Source organism: Hymenobacter sp. 5516J-16, assembly GCF_022919335.1.
Lineage (GTDB): Bacteria > Bacteroidota > Bacteroidia > Cytophagales > Hymenobacteraceae > Hymenobacter > Hymenobacter sublimis.
Genome location: NZ_CP095058.1, coordinates 1042907 through 1056874, shown reverse-complemented (window position 1 = coordinate 1056874; position 13968 = coordinate 1042907). Strand labels below are relative to the sequence as shown.

General features: G+C 59.9%; 13 protein-coding genes and 1 pseudogene. 6 read left to right on the top strand and 8 right to left on the bottom strand.

What is annotated here, in order from left to right; all coding sequences use genetic code 11:
- Window positions 1–68 precede the first annotated feature (68 nt).
- On the bottom strand, window positions 69–1937 hold the full coding sequence (locus tag MUN84_RS05215) for a TonB-dependent receptor domain-containing protein (protein ID WP_244696939.1): 1869 nt from the start codon (window positions 1935–1937) through the stop codon (window positions 69–71).
- Between the two features lie 26 nt (window positions 1938–1963).
- Complete coding sequence (locus MUN84_RS05210) at window positions 1964–3208, bottom strand: carboxypeptidase-like regulatory domain-containing protein (protein ID WP_244696938.1); 1245 nt, start codon at window positions 3206–3208, stop codon at window positions 1964–1966.
- Between the two features lie 401 nt (window positions 3209–3609).
- Between MUN84_RS05210 and MUN84_RS23590 the strand changes: the two genes are divergently transcribed.
- The 5 genes from MUN84_RS23590 (at window position 3610) to MUN84_RS05195 (ending at window position 7209) form a co-directional block, all read left to right on the top strand.
- The gene (locus tag MUN84_RS23590) at window positions 3610–3816 is read left to right on the top strand and encodes a hypothetical protein (protein ID WP_317239121.1); all 207 of its coding nucleotides are present in this window, start codon (window positions 3610–3612) and stop codon (window positions 3814–3816) included.
- A gap of 29 nt (window positions 3817–3845) precedes the next feature.
- On the top strand, window positions 3846–4553 hold the full coding sequence (locus tag MUN84_RS23585; protein WP_317239120.1) for a hypothetical protein: 708 nt from the start codon (window positions 3846–3848) through the stop codon (window positions 4551–4553).
- Window positions 4541–4786, top strand: a complete 246-nt coding sequence (locus MUN84_RS23580) for a hypothetical protein (protein ID WP_317239119.1) — start codon at window positions 4541–4543, stop codon at window positions 4784–4786. The genes MUN84_RS23585 and MUN84_RS23580 overlap by 13 nt, the downstream gene beginning before the upstream one ends.
- 75 nt (window positions 4787–4861) lie before the next feature.
- Window positions 4862–5365, top strand: coding sequence for a DUF2059 domain-containing protein (locus MUN84_RS05200; protein ID WP_244696937.1), 504 nt, complete (start codon window positions 4862–4864; stop codon window positions 5363–5365).
- Window positions 5366–6150: 785 nt separating this feature from the next.
- Window positions 6151–7209 carry a phage holin family protein gene (locus tag MUN84_RS05195; protein ID WP_244696936.1) on the top strand — a complete coding sequence of 353 codons (1059 nt, stop codon included), beginning with the start codon at window positions 6151–6153 and terminating at the stop codon, window positions 7207–7209.
- A gap of 168 nt (window positions 7210–7377) precedes the next feature.
- Here the strand turns inward: MUN84_RS05195 and MUN84_RS05190 are convergent, their stop codons facing one another.
- From MUN84_RS05190 to MUN84_RS05165, 6 genes and pseudogenes are all read right to left on the bottom strand, one after another.
- Window positions 7378–7683 (bottom strand): hypothetical protein, encoded by a 306-nt coding sequence (locus tag MUN84_RS05190; protein ID WP_244696935.1) that lies wholly within the window; start codon window positions 7681–7683, stop codon window positions 7378–7380.
- A gap of 67 nt (window positions 7684–7750) precedes the next feature.
- The gene (locus tag MUN84_RS05185) at window positions 7751–7915 is read right to left on the bottom strand and encodes a hypothetical protein (protein ID WP_244696934.1); all 165 of its coding nucleotides are present in this window, start codon (window positions 7913–7915) and stop codon (window positions 7751–7753) included.
- Between the two features lie 2 nt (window positions 7916–7917).
- A complete protein-coding gene (locus MUN84_RS05180) occupies window positions 7918–8664 on the bottom strand; it encodes a DUF6565 domain-containing protein (RefSeq protein ID WP_244696933.1) in 747 nt (248 codons plus the stop codon).
- Window positions 8665–8984: 320 nt separating this feature from the next.
- Window positions 8985–10238, bottom strand: coding sequence for a serine hydrolase domain-containing protein (locus MUN84_RS05175; protein WP_244698670.1), 1254 nt, complete (start codon window positions 10236–10238; stop codon window positions 8985–8987).
- A gap of 120 nt (window positions 10239–10358) precedes the next feature.
- Window positions 10359–11869, bottom strand: a pseudogene (locus tag MUN84_RS24440) (glycoside hydrolase family 3 protein); the annotation flags it as partial.
- A 550-nt stretch (window positions 11870–12419) separates the two neighbouring features.
- Window positions 12420–13523 (bottom strand): alkaline phosphatase D family protein, encoded by a 1104-nt coding sequence (locus tag MUN84_RS05165; protein ID WP_262920651.1) that lies wholly within the window; start codon window positions 13521–13523, stop codon window positions 12420–12422.
- A 115-nt stretch (window positions 13524–13638) separates the two neighbouring features.
- Here MUN84_RS05165 and MUN84_RS05160 point away from each other — a divergent pair, with 115 nt between their 5' ends.
- Window positions 13639–13965 (top strand): hypothetical protein, encoded by a 327-nt coding sequence (locus MUN84_RS05160; protein ID WP_244696931.1) that lies wholly within the window; start codon window positions 13639–13641, stop codon window positions 13963–13965.
- Window positions 13966–13968: the final 3 nt, after the last annotated feature.

Sequence of the window (13968 nt, the reverse complement as noted above, 5' to 3'; positions counted from 1 at the left end):
TGAACGTTAGGCCGGCCGCTACAGCAATAGGCCACATCCAGCTTTTCGGTACTAAGCGCTACAAGCCACTAAAAATTCACGCGCACGCTCATATCCACGCCGCGGGTGCCGGGAATGCTGCCGTAATCGAAGCCACCGGAGCCGCCGCCGCGCACACCTGCGCCCGCCGAAGCCGTTTCGGGGTCAACGCCGCGGTACTTAGTGAACAGCAGTAAGTTGCGGCCCGTCACGGACAGCTCCACGCCGCGCACCGAGGTAGAATTCGTAAACAGTGTAGCGGGCAGGCGGTAGGTCAGGGTGGCGTAGCGCAGGCGCGTCCAGGAGCCATCCTCCACGAAGGGGGTTCCAACAACTCCCAGAATGGTCTGGTAGTAGGTTTGGTTAAGCTCCACCTGCCGCGTATTGGGGGTGTAGGTGGTGCTGCCATCGGCCGCTCGGCCGGCCACTACGCCATCAAACACGACGGTTTTGTAACGGTCCAAAGTCCGCTCGCTCAGGCCCGTGCGAGTGGCAAACCAGTCGTTGCCGTTTACTACCATGCCGCCCTTGCGGAAGTCCCAGAGGAATGACAAGGAAAGGTCCTTGTAAGTGAGCGTATTGGTTACCTGCACGGTGTAGTCGGGAGCCCGGTCGCCGGCGTACACAAAGGTGCTGGTGTTTACCAGGGGGTAGCCCGTAGTAGGGCTGATGAGGATGCGGCCATCGGGGGCACGCTGGTAATCCAGGGCACTAACTGAGGAAATGGGCTTGCCGGGGAAAGCACCGCCGCGGGCCACGTCAATCACCCAGGAGTCCGATTGGTACACTTCGGTCAGGAAGCCGGGCAATTTGTTGGCTTTGTTGCGGTTGGCGTAGAAGTTGGCCACCACATCCCAGGTAAAGCCTTCCTTCTGAACGGGCGTGCCGCGCAGGGCCACTTCCAGGCCCTTGTTTTCCACGGTGCCGCCGTTGATGTACTGCAAAATGAAGCCGGTGGCCTGGCTCACGCGGGGCGCAATCAGCTGGTCGCGGGTAATTTGCTGGTACACGTTGGCTTCCAGGCCCAGGCGGTTTTGCAGAAACTGCAGGTCAATTCCTACTTCATACGCGCGGGTGCGCTCCGGTATCAGCTGCCGATTTGAGCCGTAGAAGCCGTTGCGGAAACCGCCCCCAATGTAGGTAGCCTGGGCCAGGGGCGAATCAACGCGGTAGGGGCCGGTGTCTTTGCCCACCTCCGAAATCGAGCCCCGAATCTTGCCGTAGTTCAGCCAGGGGTTCTGGTCGAGGCCCAGCAGCTTGGTAAACTGCCAGCCTGCCGAAACTGAGCCGTAGCCGAAGGGGCGGCCGAAGTTCTTGTTTTCCTCAAACCGGGGTAGGGTTGAGGACTGATCCAGGCGCCCGTTCATTTCCAAGTTCACCTGCTGAAACAAGTTAATGTTCAGACGAGCAAAATTACCAATCAGTCGCCGCTCCGTGTTGGTAATAAGTGTGTTACGATTGACGGTGTTGTTGATGGAAGGCACTACTGGGTTGGGGTTCTGGAAAATCAGGCCCAGGTTGTCGGTGGCCTCGTTGCGGCTCATTTCTACCGTATTGCCCAGCACCAGGAAGCCCCCTAAGTTCTCGGAGAAATCGTGCTTGAGCGTAACCAGGAAGTTGGAGTTGAGCAGGCGGTTGAGGGTAGTGGTTTCGGCAATACCGCCGTCCTGGTTACCCGTCAGGGAGGTACCCACGGCCCGCACCGAGCGGTCCTTCTGCACGTAGAAGTCGGTACCAATGTTGTAGCTCACACCCAGCCACTTCAGCAAATCCAAGTTGGCCTGCACGTTGCCGATAAAGCGGTTGGTGCGGGTAGTCTGGGGGTTGCGGTAAATGGTGAAGTAGGGGTTGTCGGCATCGGTGGCGGCGGTAGCGGAACCCAGCAGGCGGCGGCGGCTACCATCGGGGTTGAGGTACACCCGGGCGTCGTCGTTGCGAGGCCAGTTCAGCAGGCTGACCAGGTAGCCCCCGCTCCCCCGAACAGGCCAGGGCCCTGCACTGGGTTGCGCCCGCCTGCATTGAGGTACTGGGCTGAGCCCGTAATGGACAGCTTTTCCGTCATTTTAGACGTGCCGGCCAGGCGCAGGGTCGTTTTATCGTAGAGGCTGGTGGGGGCCACGCCGCTTACATCGGTGCGTGAGCCCGAAAACAGGAAGGTGCTGCGGTCAGTACCGCCCGAAACGGTGAGGTAGTGCTGCCAGCTCTTACCCTTCTGGAAAAAGTCGCCGAGGTTGTCGTATACCGTTTCGCCGGGTTGGAAGGCCGGGCCCCAGGAGCCCCGGGTGCCGGCGTCGAACAAGCCCAGGTTGCCCTGCTTGTAACGGTCCTGGAGCTTGGGTAGGCGGCTCACCTCATCCACCGAAAACTGCGTGCGGTAGTTGATGGTAGCACGGCCGGAGGTGCCTTTTTTGGTGGTGATGATAACCGCCCCGTTGGCGGCCCGCAGTCCGTAAATGGCGGCGGCGGCCGGGCCTTTCAGCACCGTCATGGAGGCAATGTCCTCGGGGTTTAGGTCGCCGGCGCGGTTCTGGTTGGCCTGGGAGCGGCCCAGCACCCCGTTAAAGCCTGAGCCCCCACCGGGGGCCGTGCTTTCCGTGAACGAGGAGTTATCCATGATGATGCCATCAATCACGAACAGAGGCTGGTTGTTGCCATCCAGGGAGTTACCGCCCCGAATTACGATGGCCGCGCCCTCGCCCGGTGCTCCGCCCGAAGACGTAATGCTTACGCCCGCTACTTTGCCCTGCAGGGCATTCACGATGTTGGTCTGGCGGGTTTCTACCAGCTCTGAACCTTTCACTTGCGGAGCGCTGTAGTTGAGCTCGGCCCGCTCCTGCTTGATGCCATAGGCCGTTACAACTACCTCGTTCAGGCTCTTGGAGTCGGGGGCCAGGGTAATGTTGGCCGTGGTGCCCGCGCCTACCTTGTACTCCTGGCTGTTATAGCCAATAAAGCTGAAGATCAGGGTGCTGCCAGCCGGCACGTTGGGGAGGGAGTAGCGCCCATCAACGTTGGTTTGGGTGCCAATAGCGGTGCCCTTTACCAGCACGTTCACGCCGGGCAGGGGCTGTTGGTCGTTGCTGGCCGTAACGGTGCCTTGCATGGTCACGGTGGCCTGCTGGGCCCACGCTACGGGCGCGGTCAGCATCAACCCCAGGGCCAATGGGGCGGACCATAAACGTCTTTTCATACGCAGTGCAAAAGAAGGTGAGAAAGTGAGAGAAACAGAACGAAACGGCACTCGATACGCAGCCGAGTTGCAGTTGGATTATGACCAGATGATGGGAGTGTTATGCCGGAAGAAAGGAAAGAAATCCGGCGGGCCAGAGTCTGGCCGGGCAGCACAAAAAGGGTGGGTAGGAGGGGCGGGCGGCGGAAATGCGTACGAAAGTGGGGACTAACGTAAGCGCGAAAGCTAAAACTACGGGATGCAACGTAGTGAAGCAACTATATATGGTATTTTTTGAAGGCGCAATTTGGTTTTGAATCCCGGTAGTAAAGCGCCAACTTTCCCGGCCTCCGTTAGCTGCCAGCCCCGACCCTGGAACCGGTGACGGAACCGCGCTTTTCGACTTTGCCCTGCTTCTCGTTATGCAGACTACTACCCAGGCCGCTATCCACACCACCGGCGCCATGCCCTTGGCGGAGGCGTCCCAGCCCGGCCGCCTCGTCAGCCTCGACGTGTTTCGGGGCCTGACGGTCATGGCCATGATTCTGGTGAACAACCCCGGCGACTGGAGCCACATCTACGCTCCGCTGGAGCACGCCCACTGGCACGGCTGCACCCCACCGACCTGATTTTTCCCTTCTTCCTGTTCATCGTTGGGGTGAGCATTGTGTATGCCCTGGATGGGGCCCGTCGTCAGCCGGCAACCCACGGCCGCACCCTGGTGCGTATTTTTAAACGGTCAGCTATTCTGTTTGGGCTGGGGCTGTTTTCGGCCTTGTTTCCGAAGTTTGATTTTGACACCGTGCGTATTCCGGGCGTGCTGGCTCGCATTGCGGTGGTGTTTCTGGTGTGCGGCATCCTATTCCTGAAAACCTCGCGCCGCCAGCAAATTGGGCTGCTGGCCTTCGTGCTCATCTTTTATAATGTGCTGCTGCAGCTGGTGCCCGTGCCCGGTTACGGGCCCGCCAACCTGGAGGCCGGTACCAACCTAGGCGCCTGGCTTGATAGAACGGTGCTCGGGGAGGCTCACCTCTGGAAACAGAGCCGCACCTGGGACCCGGAGGGGCTGCTGAGCACCTTGCCCGCCATTGGTACCGGTTTGCTGGGGATGCTGGCTGGGCAGTGGCTGCGCCGCCGCGAGGTAGAGCCCGCCACCAAAGTAGCCTGGCTGTTTGTGGCCGGTGGGGCCTGCACGGTGCTGGGCCTAATCTGGAACGGCTGGTTTCCCATCAACAAAAGCCTCTGGACCAGCTCCTACGTGCTCTACGCTGGCGGCTTGGCCCTGGCCGTGCTGGCGGGCCTGTACTGGCTGACCGATGTGCAGGGCTACCGCCGCTGGATTAAGGCCCGCTGGTGTACGGGGTGAATGCCATTACCGTGTTTTTCCTCTCGGGCCTGATTCCGCGCTTGCTGAACATGGTGAAGGTGGCGGGCCCTACCGGCCAGCCCACCGGCCTGCGCGACTGGCTGTACCAGACCTTCTTCGTGCCTTACTTCAGCCCGGTTAATGCCTCTCTGGCCGGGGCCATAGCCTGCGTGCTCATCTGGCTAGTCGTGCTCTGGCTGATGTACCGGCGCAACATCATAATCAAAGTGTAGCGTAGGGTTATGCCGGCCGTGGCCTCCTACTACCGGCGCGTCATCCTTCTAACTTCTATTTCGTACCTCTGTAGTATGAAGAAACTATTGATTCTGGCGACTGGGCTAGCCCTGGCAGTTCCGGCGGTGCAGGCGCAGTCTACCGCTTCGGCTACGGGTACGGCCGCTGCCATTTCAGCGGGGCAGCGCAAAGCCGCCGAGGAGCTACTGGCGGCCACTGACTCCGAGAAAAACCTGTCGGCCACCATTGACCGGATGCTGGCCGCTCAGCTGGAGCAGAACCCGGGCATGAAAGCCGTGGAGCCGGAAATGCGCGCCTACCTCACCAAATACATGAGCTGGCCTTCGATGAAGGAGGATATGGTGCAGCTTTACGCCCGCGAGTTCACCGAAAAAGAACTAAAGGAACTCACCAAGTTCTATCAGACGCCGACCGGCCGTAAGACCATTACCAAAATGCCCGCGCTAATGGCCGCCGGCATGGAAATCGGCCAGAAGCGCATGCAGGAACACCTCCCCGAGCTGCAGCAGGCCATTGCCGAGAAGCTGAAGTCGCAGGCGCCGGCCAAAACGGAATAAGCGCTGGCGCCGTCCGCCCGGCGCGCGGCACCGCTACCCCTGCGCTATCCTATTGAACCAGCCCTTACTTCTGCTATAGAAGTAAAGGCTGGTTTTTTGTTCGAGTACCGGCGAAAAATGTCCTGAGTTGGCCTGCCGACTCGCGCGAGAAACCCGGGAGCTGGCTTCAGGCCCGCCGAACACCTACTTGGGGTCAGAATGGCGCAGCACATGTGTACTACCTACCTCGAGTGAAGGCTCACACAGGTGCAGATCAGACATGAAGTGGGGAAGGATAGCCACGATACATGCGCCACGATGGGAATTCCACCTGTGAGACAAGCAGAGCCTAAGCTGGGCGATGGTAGGTCGGTTAACTAGGTGTGCTATTCCTCTGAACTACTTGGCAAGCAAATCCTAGCTGACAGGCTTAAGTATCGACGAGAAAAATTATACATAACTGATGTAGGCTCAGTTACTTGGCTCCTGCATGTAGTGCCCGTTTCCTGCGGTCCGTTGTTTGGAAGACCTGCCATAAGCCTGCACTATACCGTGAACTACTGGAGTTCAGAAGGATAAATAGGTCTTGAACGCGCCCCGCATGCCCTAAACAGGACGCTGACGCCTTTTCACCGCATGCTTAGAGGTAGCAAAGATTCAAGAAATTGAATTGGATAAATACAATTAGTTCGTATTTAAGTCAAACTGAGGGTAGTGCCAGACGTATAGAGGGCTGTTCGACCTGCGAATATCCTTCTCTACACAAGTAGCGGCTTAAGCCCCGCTACTACAAACCAAAACATGTTATGGCAACGAGTACTGATCCACAAGACCACCAGCGCGTGGTTGCAACTTACACCGATACGCCTTTGTCGGCGCGTCCGGGGGTAGCGGGCGTAGTGCCTGCGGTAAAGCGTATTTCATGGGGTGCCATTTTGGCCGGAGCCGTGCTGGCTCTGGTTATTCAACTGGCATTGAGCCTGCTTGGGCTAGGTATTGGCCTGGGTACCGTCGATCCGTTGGAGGAGCAGAATCCAATGGCGGGCATCGGTATTGGCGCTGCCATCTGGTGGGTAGTCAGCATGCTGGTTTCCTTGTACTTGGGTGCCACGGTAGCCAGTCGGCTGGCCGGGATTCCACGTCCCATCGATGGCTTGCTGCACGGCCTACTTACCTGGTCGGTGGTTACGCTGCTCACGTTTTATCTGCTTTCAACGGCGGTAGGACGTATTATTGGCGGGGTGACGGGCGTGGCCGGTCGGGCCCTGACCGGGGCTGGGCGCGGTATTGCGGCCGTGGCACCCGAGGCCGGCGAGGCCATTAAGGACGAGTTGCAACAGCGCGGCATTGACGTAAGCGACTTGAAGCGGGAAGCTCGTTTGCTGCTCCGCCAGACCGGCAAATCGGAACTGAACCCCGATAGACTGGAGCGGGAAGCCAAGGCCGCGGGCCAGGAAGTACAATCAGAAGCCTCGCAGAGTGCTCAGAACCCCCAGGGCGCCGATGATAACTTTGACGACGTAATTGACCGCCTCACCAGTCGGGCCGAAAACATTGGCAATGCCGCCGACCGCGACGCTGCGGTAAACGTGGTAATGCGCCGCACGGGTAAGAGCCGCGCGGAGTCGGAACAGATTGTGGATAACTGGATTAGCACCGCCCAGCAAGCCCGCGTCAAGTTCGACCAAGCCAAGGTGCAAGCCGAAGCCAAAGCTCGCCAGACCGGCGACCAAGCCGCCGAAGGTCTTTCCAAAGCGGCATTGCTGGCTGCGCTGGGCCTGGGCCTGGGAGCTGCTGCCGCGGCATTTGGCGGGCGCCGGGGCGTCCCGCACGACCTGGCTGTAGCCGGAGCCCCGGTAGCGTAGTTGAGCCAGTAAGGCGCGCGGACTGTTCAAGCGCACCGCTTATTGTATTGCTCATCTGCACCCGGTAGTATTACCAGCTTACACGAAAAAAGCGCCTCACCAATTGGTGGGGCGCTTTTTTCGCGTAAGCTGCAAGCGTAGGTAGTGTAGCAAAGCGCCTGCTAGAACTTACGGGCGCTGCTGCAGAGAATTGCGCCGGTTGACGGCATTCAGCGCCTGACGGGCGGTAAAATCTTTGTCAACAGTAACATCGCCACTGGGCGAAATGCGGCGGCCAGCGCTGGTTACGGAACTAGGCTTCAGGCGTAAGGTCAGGCGCATGGACTGCTGGTTCCGGTCGGCCAGGCCAAGGGCAAAATTCGCCAGACTTTCGCCGGTTTGCTCCCCAAGCATGTCGTGCAGGTTGCTTTCCAGCGTAACGGGCGCCAGGGTTGGATAGGTTAGGACCTTGACGAAAGCAGAAGTGGCAGGCAAGCGCCCGCACAACAGCCGGCTTCTGCACGCAGAAGCCGGCTGTTGCGTTCCTGTGGGGGCACGCGTGCTACTCCGCTTTCTTTTCGTCTTTTCCGTCGAATACGTCTTTCACGGCGCCGCCTACTTTCTTGCCTACTTTCACGGCTCCCTTGCCAACGTCCTTACCGGTTTCTTTGGCGTCCTTGGCGATGCTAACGGCGTCGGAGCCGGCGTTGCGAGCCGACTGCCCCACCTTTACGCCCCACCTTTGGCCTTGGCCTCGTCCAGGTCGCCGGTTACTACGTCGCCACCCTGGGAAACCCGCGACTCCGTCTTGTCGTACGACTTAAAGGCCGCGTACTTCAGCTTTTCCTTGGAAATTTCAGCCTTGTCTTTCGTGCTGACCTCGTCCTTGATCTGGTCGTACTTCTTGTCCATGGCGCGCCACTCCGCATTAATTACGCGCCAGTCGCCAATTTCGTACTTGTCCTCGTTGGCTTTCACCCGCTGAATGAAGGCCTCGTACGTCTGGCGGGCGTTGGCTGCCGTCATGGCCGTAGCGGGGTTGCTGGCTTTGTAGAGCTTGGCTGGGGCCTCGTTTGCCGGAGTTGAGGTGGCCGCCACCGAGGTAGTAGTTGCCGACTCCGTGGTCATCATGGCGCCAGTTGTGTCGGTGCTGGCCGTGGCGCTGGCAGAAGCACTGCTACCACTTTGGGCGCGGCTGTAACGCTCCTGCAGGCGCTGAATTTCTGCCTGCTGGGTGGTATCATACTCGGCATTGTACTGCTGGGCAGCGGCCAAACGAGCCGCGAATGTATCGGGAACGGTAGTCGTGGGGTTTGTTTCGGCCTCGCTGACGTAGGCTTGCAGGTTGTCGTAGGCCCGCTGTCCTTGCTCCGATACTTCTTTTTTGTCCTTGGATGAGCAGCTGGTGAAGGTAGTGGCGCTGCTGGCTAGCAGCAGGCCAGCCAGTACAGCGGCATTGATGTGTTGTTTGAACATGAGCAGGTAAGAAAAAGTAGATAAGTAAAACGCTTGTTTACAATATCTTAACGAATTAACGCAGCTCGGGTTGTACCCAAAAGCCAAGGCGCCGGCGCAAGTCTTCCGGTGTTTACTGCCTTCTTTAAGCCGCTCATACTAGTTATTGACGCCGTTTCGGTAGTGAAGCAGGAAGGTGAGGCTGGCCCTCAATAGGTAGGCGCACCGGGCTTGCTCACGGGCTTTTGGGCGACAGTGCTTAGCCTTAGTAACGCTCAACACGGCGTAAAAAAAAGCCCCAGCTGAATCAGCAGGGGCTTTTTTGGGGTAGTAGACTTCGGTTAATTTTCCTGGGGCACGGTGCTTTCCACGGCCTGTTTCCGAGCCTGCTGAATGCTTTCTAGCGCCACCTGCAGCACTCCAGACCGCACGCTCAGCTCCGTGATTTTATTGTTGCGGCGGGTGGGGTTCACGCGGTTGGTCAGCACAATACACGTCAGCTCTTCCTTGGGGTCAACCCAGAAGTAAGTGCCCGTGAAGCCCGTGTGGCCGTAGCTGAGCTGAGAAACACTCTTAGCCGAATTCACCGTGGGATTAGCAGCGGGCCTATCGAAGCCAAGGGCGCGGCGGTTGTCGGGGCAAAACTGGCAGCGGGTGTACTCGGCCAAGGTTTCCGGCTTGAGGAGCTGCTGCCCACCGTAGCGGCCATTCCAGGCGTAGAGCTGCACCACTTTGGCCAGGTCGTTGGCGTTGCCGAACAGGCCCGCGTGGCCGGAGAGGCCGCCCAGCAGGGCGGCGCCTTCGTCGTGCACGGTCCCGTGCAGCTGGGCGTGGCGGAACAGGGAGTCGTACTCAGTGGGCGTGATGCGGCTGAGCGGGAAGCGACGGGTAGGGTTGTAGCCCAGGGTAGTAGCGCCCAGGGGCCGGTAGATTTCGTCCGTCACGAACTGGTCAATGGTCTTGCCCGAAGCCGACTTCACGAAGCGCGGGTACATGATAAACGACAAGTCAGAGTACACGTAGCCCGGCTTCTCATTCAGCGGCGACTCGGCAATGGCTTTGGTGATGCGCTCCAGGAAATCTTGGCGGGCCCAGAGGCCAGGGCCGGCCGGCAGCGGGAAGCGGGCCGAGGAATCGGGGCGGAAATAACGGCGGCTCATTTCGGCGGGCCTGGTGGCCGAAACGTCCTTGGCATCGGGACTCTTGCCGAATAGGGAGTTGAACAGGCCGCGGGGCTTGGTGTAGTCTTTCCAGAACGGAATCCAGGCTTTCAGGCGCGCTTGGTGCGTGAGTACGTCGCGCAGCTTCAGGCTTTCTTTGTTGGTGCCCTTGAACTCCGGAAACAGTTGGCCCAGAGTCATGTCGGGGTTGAATTTGCCTTCGTCCTGGAGCTTCATGAGGGCCGGCAGCGCCGCCGATACCTTGGTCACGGAGGCCAGGTCGTAGAGGTCGGTGTTGCGAACCGGGCGGGCCGTTTGGCCCGCGGCGGCAGGGTAGGAGTGGGTGCCGTAGCTTTTGCGCAGCACTACCACGCCGCGGCGGGCAATAACTACCTCGCCGCCAGGAAAGGCGCGGGCCGCTACCGCTCCGTTCATGATGGAGTCCACGCGGGCTTCCAGGTTGTTGTTCATGCCCACGGCCTCGGGGAAGCTGTAGCGCAGCCGGATGCCGCCCTTGGTAGCCAGCCCCGCCCCGTATGGGTACCGGTCAGAAACCGTAACGGGCAGTTTGCCGCTAGCCGACACGCCCCCGAAAATAACCTCGGCGGCTACGTCCTGGGCGTTTTTGCTTTCCTGGTAGGCCAGCACCACCGCATCGGCGCGGTCCAGGTCCCGGACTTTCGCCACGGCGTACGCCGAGCCAAACACCGTCACGACCAGCTTCTGGCCCTTGCCGCCCAGCTCCCGCAGCAGCACGTTAGTTTCGGGCGCTACCCCAAAGTTGGTAGCGGGTAGGCGGCCCAGGTTGTTCAGGCCCACCAGCACCAGGTTGTAGGGTTTCAGGGTTTCGCGCATGCGCGTCAGCTCATCCATGCTGGGGGCGGCGGGCAGCCAGAAGTGGCGCACCGGGGCGTAGTCGGCCGCCATGCGCTGGAAGTCGGTGGTATCCTTGGTACCGATGGTGAGGGTAGCCAAGCGCAGCGTGTCGAGGCGTTGCAGGGGTAGCAGGCTCTTCTGGTTGCGCAGCACCGTCACGCTCAGCTCCGTGAGGCGCTGGCTCAGGTACTGGGCGTGGGGCGTGTTCAGGTCGGCTGTAAGGTTGCGCAGGTCAATGGGACGGTACCTGTTCAGGCCGGCCCACTCCTTCAGGGCCAGCACCTTGCGGCAGCGGGCATCCAAGTCGGCCTGGCTGAGTTGGCCTTTGTTGATGGCTTCGCGCACCATCTTCAGGGCCAGCGGAATGTTCTTCGAAAACTCCAGAATGTCGTTGCCGGCCAGCAGGGCGCGCAGGTCGGCGTCGCCGGGCGGGTACTTCGAGATGACGCCCTTCATGTTCATGGCGTCGGTGAAGATGATGCCCTCGAAGCCCAGCTTCTGTTGCAATAGGCCCTGGATGATGGGCTTGGAGAGGGTAGAAGGCAGGCCCGTCGTATCGAGGGCTGGAATGTTAAGGTGAGCCACCATCATGCCCCCAATGCCGCGCTTAATCAGGCTTTTGAAGGGGTACAGCTCCAGGGTATCAATGCGCTTCTTGTCGATGCGGAGCAGGGTAGGGCCAGGTGCGAATCGGTGTCAGTGTCGCCGTGGCCAGGAAAGTGCTTGGCTACGGCCAGCACGCCCGCGTCCTGCATGCCCTTCATGTAGAGGTAGCTTTTCTCCGTGACGCCTTCCCGGTTTTCGCCCCAGCTGCGGTAGCCGATGACGGGGTTCTGGGCGTTGTTGTTTACATCGACTACTGGCGCGAAGTTGACGTGCATGCCCAGGCGCTTGAACTGGGCCGCTACCTCGGTGCCCATGTCGTACACCAGCTGGTTTTCGCGAAGGCTGCCCATGCTCATCTGGTAGGGAAAGCGCTGCACGCTGTCCAGGCGCATGCCCACGCCCCATTCAGCATCCATGGCTACCAGCAGGGGCACTTTGCTCTGGCTCTGGTAGCGGTTCAGGAGCTTGCTCTGGCGTACCGGTCCGCCCTGGAAGAAGATGAGGCCTCCAATGCCATACTGCTGAATCAGGGCCGAAATAGAGTCCTCATCAATGCGCTTGCGGTTGGAGTAGGCTGCCACCATGAACAGCTGGGCTACCCGCTGGTCGGGCGTGAGGGTTTTCATCACTGAGTCAACCCACCTGGACTGGCCCAGCTGGCCGGCAAAGGGCACGGGCTGGTTGCGGCTTTTGGCGGGGTAGGTTTTCTCAGCTGCGCCGCCTTGCTGGCCGCCGTGGGGACCTTGGCAGACGAGTTGCGGCCAGAGGTAGTGGCGGTTTGCTTAGGTGCAGGCGACTTTTTGCGACGCTGAGCCGAGCTGTCGAGCGGGCCCAGCAGCGCTAACAGTAACCACAAAAACGGGAGGGAGCGGGTAAGAGGCAAGGGTAGGGGCAGCAGTTAAGTGGGGGTAGACTGCGAATTTAGGAGAATTGAAGGGATAGGCGGGTGCATACTCAGTCTCTGGGCAATTGTTCCTCCAGCTCAGAATTAAGAACGTCATTCCAAGCTTGTCGAGGAATCTCGCATGCTGAGGTTGGAGTTATTACCCAACGTCAGCACGCGAGATGCTTCGCTCTGCATGACGATCTGTTTACTTTTTCGTTCACGCCTTCCAAGTTGCTCTACCTGCCCAGTTACTTTCCTACCTCGATTTCCTGCGAGTAAAACACCTTGCCGTCGTCGCCTCGCAGGGAGGTGGTAAGCAGCAGCTTGCGGCCCTTGGGCTGAAACTGGAACAGGGCATAGTGCTTGTCGTTAACCAGTGGACTGACGCGGTACTGGTTCGGCTCCGAGGTGTTATGGGTAGCCGGGTGGGTCAGGCCGCTAGACGTGACTTCGTACACGGGGTAGGGCACGCCGGGCACGGGCACTTTGGAAACCTCCCCGATGTGCCGGTCGCCGCTGATGAGGACTACCCCTTTGGCCTGGGTAGAGGCCAATAGTTCCAGGAAACGCCGCCGGGCCGCCGGGAAGTTGGCCCACTTCTCGAAGCGGTGCTCCTGGGGTAGGAACTGAATGCCGGAAGCAATGATGTGAGCGTCGGCGTCGGAGTGCTGGAGCTGCTGCCGAAGCCACTGCCACTGCGCTTCGCCCAGCACGTCGCCGGTGGGGTTGGGGTGGTACACCTGCTGGGCGTCGCGGGTGAGCGGGTCCTGGAAATACCGGTCGTCGAGCAGAATCACCTTAACCTTTTTCTTGCCAGCCTGATACTGGTAGGCGGCATAAATGCCCTCTTGCTGGCGGCGGGGACTACCGGCGGGCTCCTGCAAAAAGTCGAGGGCCAATTGCTGATTCTGGGCCTTAAAGGGGTAGTTCTTGTCGCCGTCGTTGCGGCCGTAGTCGTGGTCGTCCCAGGTGCCAATAACGGCCGTGCCTTGCTCGCGCAAGGAGCGGTAGCCGGGGTTGTTGAATTCTGCCTCGTACTTGGCCTTGAGCACCACCGGGTCGTCGGAGTCCCCGTAAATATTGTCGCCGAGCCAGATCCACACATTGGGTTTATCCCGGGCAATATCGTCCCAGAGGGGTTGGGGCAAATCGTGGCGGTTGCAGGAGCCAAAGGCGATGCGCAGGTCTTTGCCAGCTTTTTGTGCGGTAGCCGCCGGGGCAGCAGTAGCAGAGAGCCAGCAGTCAGCAGGTAGGTCAGGGTTGCTTTCATGCGGTAAAGATGCACCTGGCCGTTGCCTTCGCGCGTGAGGTAGCAATAAGGTAACAAGGCGGCTAACACCCCGCCCGGCCACCGCATGCTGCTAATTGAACGGTATAAAATCTCGCTGCTGCCGGATAATACTTGGTGCCAACCCGCTTCCGGTGTTCCTTTGCAACGTGTACCCATAGTGCCTAACCCTTGCTTGCGTGCGTAAGGCCATAGCCATTCTGCTGCTGTTCTCGCTCTCGGTGCATTGCGCCGGGCAGCTGGGTATTGCGGCTAGCTGGTGGCTGAACCAGGACTACATTGCCCGGGTGCTGTGCATCAACCGCGACAAACCCCAGCTCAAGTGCAACGGCAAGTGCCACCTGCGCAAGCAGCTCAAAGCCGTGGCCGAGCACGAAAAAAAGCAGCAGCCCAGCAGCAAACAGGTTTTCCCCGAAATCACCCTGTTCTGCGTGGTGGCCGCGCCGCTGCGGGTTAGCCCCCGGCGCATTTTACTACCCCTCTGCGCTACGCCACTTACCGCGTAGCCC